This is a genomic window from Pedobacter sp. (genome assembly GCF_035317785.1).
In the GTDB taxonomy this organism is placed as follows: Bacteria; Bacteroidota; Bacteroidia; order Sphingobacteriales; family Sphingobacteriaceae; genus Pedobacter.
The window spans coordinates 1-3,573 of the sequence record NZ_DATHGC010000194.1 but is presented as its reverse complement, the minus strand read 5'-3'; the positions used below and the strand labels follow the sequence as shown (position 1 = coordinate 3,573).

General features: G+C 48.3%; 2 protein-coding genes. Both read left to right on the top strand.

Features of this window, described 5'->3' with window-relative positions; all coding sequences use genetic code 11:
• Positions 1 to 612, top strand: a 612-nt coding sequence (locus VK541_RS11905) for a sialidase family protein (RefSeq protein ID WP_324370312.1), incomplete at its 5' end; no start/stop codon positions are given.
• Positions 613 to 685: 73 nt separating this feature from the next.
• A partial coding sequence (locus VK541_RS11900) for a SusC/RagA family TonB-linked outer membrane protein (protein ID WP_324370310.1) occupies positions 686 to 3,573 on the top strand: 2,888 nt, incomplete at its 3' end.

The window sequence follows — 3,573 nt, the reverse complement described above, 5'->3', positions numbered from 1 at the left end:
CCTTGTCATGGCCTGCAGATCGGCAGTGGTATGCATAAGGGCAGGTTGGTCGTTCCGGTCAATCATGTTGAGGCACCGGCTAATCAGAACTTTTCGCACATCATTTATTCCGATGACCACGGGGCGACCTGGAAGCTTGGAAACAATACTCCGCAGGACATGGTCAACGAAACTACTGTTGCGGAGATTAGCGGCGGTCGGTTGATGCTGAATATGCGCAATGCCAACCGGACACTCCGTACCCGCAATTACAGCATCAGCAGCGATGGGGGCGAGACCTGGTCTGATGTGAAGCACGATACGACATTGGTGGAACCGGTATGCCAGGGCACATTGCTCAATCTGGTTTATGACAAGAAACCGGTTTTATTGTTCGCCAATCCTGCACATCAAACCAAAAGAGAAAACCTGACCCTGAGATTGAGTTATGATGACGGGTCATCCTGGGCAGCTTCAAAAGTCATTCATCCCGGCCCCTCGGCTTATTCGGACATTGCTCCGTATAAAAAGAAAGATGTGGCTATTCTCTATGAATCCGGAAAGGATAAGCCTTACGAAGGGATCGCCTTTAAGCTGATCAGGATCAAAGACATTACAAAGAAGGTAAAATAAAACGAAAGATGATTTTTTGTATGCCATGATACGGCGTAACATTATGTAGAGCATAAATATATATTAACCAGCTATGAAAGTAAAACTCCAGTATTTAATTTTTTATCTTCTCCTTTTGGGACCAGGTTTCCTGAAAGCGCAAACCGATTCGCAGATTACCGTAACGGGTATTGTTTCCGAAACCGATAAAAACCAGCCCGTCCCGGGCGTCAGTGTGCGGCTTAAGGATGCGAAAACTGCCGTGGTGACTGACGGAAACGGGCGATATTCCATAATAATACCTGCCAATGGGGTGCTGGTTTTTACTTATGTGGGTTTCGTCACATCCGAAGTTCCGGTAGCCGGGAAATCAACGTTAAATGTATCGCTGACACCGGAATCAAAATCGTTGACGGATGTGGTCATTGTGGGTTATTCGCAGCAGTCCAGGGCAAAGACGACAGCCGCGGTTTCCAAGCTCGATGCCCGTCAGCTGGTCAATACGGCCAATGCAAGCCCGATAGCGGCGCTGCAGGGTAAACTGGCCGGCGTTTCTATTCCGGTCAGCAATGGTCAGCCGGGTTCGGCGCCTTCCAACATCATTATCAGGGGCAGCTCGAAACTGAATGCTTACGGGACTGGTACGGGAAATTCTAACGGCAACAGTTTTCTGAATTCAGATGCGTCCAGTCCGCTGGTCATTGTCGATGGGGTGTTCCGCACCATGAAGGATGTGAATCCTGATGACATTGCTTCTCTGCAGGTGATGAAGGATGCGGCTTCGACTGCGCCTTATGGTGCGCGCGCGGCAAACGGTGTGATTGTCATCACTACCAAAACAGGTCGTTTTAATAGTGGAAAGGCCAATATCACCTTCAACTACCGTACGAATCTGGAAACCCAGTCCAGGGATTATAACTACCTGGACGCTACGGAATACCTTTCTCTTGCCCGGTCTACGGTCAAGAATTCTACGGATCCTTATGACAAGAACGCGCTGCTGAACAATGGGGGCTTTTCTGCGGGTACACGTGTGTATACCACAAAAGGGCAATATGGTTCAAATATTAACCTTACTGCGCTTTACGACAATATTGTTGCGGTGGAAGGGCAGGCCTATGTGGACAATTTGCTGTCCAGAGGCTGGAAAACCATGGATGATCCGGCGAAGCCGGGTACCAAACTGCTATATGCGGACAACAATTACCAGGACCTGCTTTGGAATACCGGGCATTCCAGCAATTACAACCTGGGGATTGATGGCGGTGGCGCTGATGCGAGTTACAACGTGTCGATGAACTACGTCAACCAGGAGGGAACTTTTGTGGGCACTAATTACGAAAGATACAGTGCACTGGGTAATTTTTCATTCAAAGCGTCTAATAATATCCAGATCAATGCAATGCTGAATTATCAGAACGTGCTGCCGAACTATGTGGCCGGTTACACCAATGATCTTGTTCGTGCTACACGCATCACTCCGCTGATCAGGCTTTTTGATGACAGTGGTCTGCCATTGGCCGGAGAGAACCTGACTACCCGGAACCGCTTTCATACGCTGAAGTATGATGATACCCGTGTGTCTACAGAACGCGCCATTTCCAGGGTTGATGCGGACTGGGAAATTATCCCTCAGCTGCATTTCAGGCCTGCGATCTCTTATACGATTGACAATGACAAGACCATCTTCTCACGTAAAGCTTTCCCGGGAAGTATTCAGTTTGCAACGAGCAGGCAGAAAAATGAGACGGTAAATGATGCCAGGCAATTGATGATCGATCAGATCCTGCAGTATAATTTTAAGGTAAAAGACAAGCACAGCTTTATGACCCTGCTTGGGTTCAACTACACCAAGAATAGCGCAAACACGATTGATATAGGAACTCAAAGAGCTACCAATGACTATATCGTCACCATAGAAGAGCCACCGGTAACCACCATCGACGGAAAGGTGGTGAGCAATGTGACCAATTTGGGAACTACTCTGGGCTTGAATAAATCTGCCAGTGTATTCGGGCAGTTCAACTATGATTTTGATAATAAATACCTGGTTTCCGGGGTATTGAGGTATGATGGTTTCTCTAATTTTGCGCCGAATCAGAAATATGCGCTGTTCCCTTCGGCTTCCGCTGGATGGAACATACACAAGGAAGATTTCTGGAATGTGCCGGTAATCAGTGCGCTGAAGCTCCGTGCCAGCTGGGGCCAGGCAGGCTCCAGGGATTTGAACCTGACGGATACTTATGGTAATTACAATGCCAATTCTTATGCACAATTTCCTGGTATTCTCCGTGCATCACTGGCCAATCCAAACCTGAAATGGGAAACTACGGAAACCACAGACCTTGCGGTTGATGCCAGTTTTTTTCAGGGGCGCATAGATCTTACTGTAGATTTGTACAACAAGCTGACCAAGGACAGGCTGGATTCTAAACCTCTGCCGCTGGAATCTCCTTTTGCCTCAATTGTGTTTAATAATGGAACGCTCCAGAACAAGGGTATTGAAATTGACCTGTCGGCAACGGTATTGTCTAAACCCAATTTCAACTGGCGGACGAGTTTTTCATTCGCTTATAATGCCCAGAAGATCCTGAGTTTGCCTTATAATGGGCGGGACAGGAACCGTCAGGGCGGCGGAACGGTATTTGACCCGGCCAGTGGAGCTATACAGGAAGTAGGCGGTTACGCCGAGGGTGAGCGTCCGTTTGCGTATTATGCCTACAAGGTGGAAAAAGTGTTTGCGACCGAAGAGGAGGCTAAGGCCTGGGGCAAAGTGGATCAGTCGGCTTCACCCGCCGGAATTACCAATGGCAAGCATGCGGGGGATTATCAGTTTGCTGATCTGAACAACGACAACATCATTGATACCCGCGATATGGTGAAGGTGGGTTATCGTACGCCTAACCGCACAGGCGGTATGCAGAACACTCTTACTTACAAACAGTTCAGTGTGCGTGTCAACCTGGATTTTGCGATGGGGCA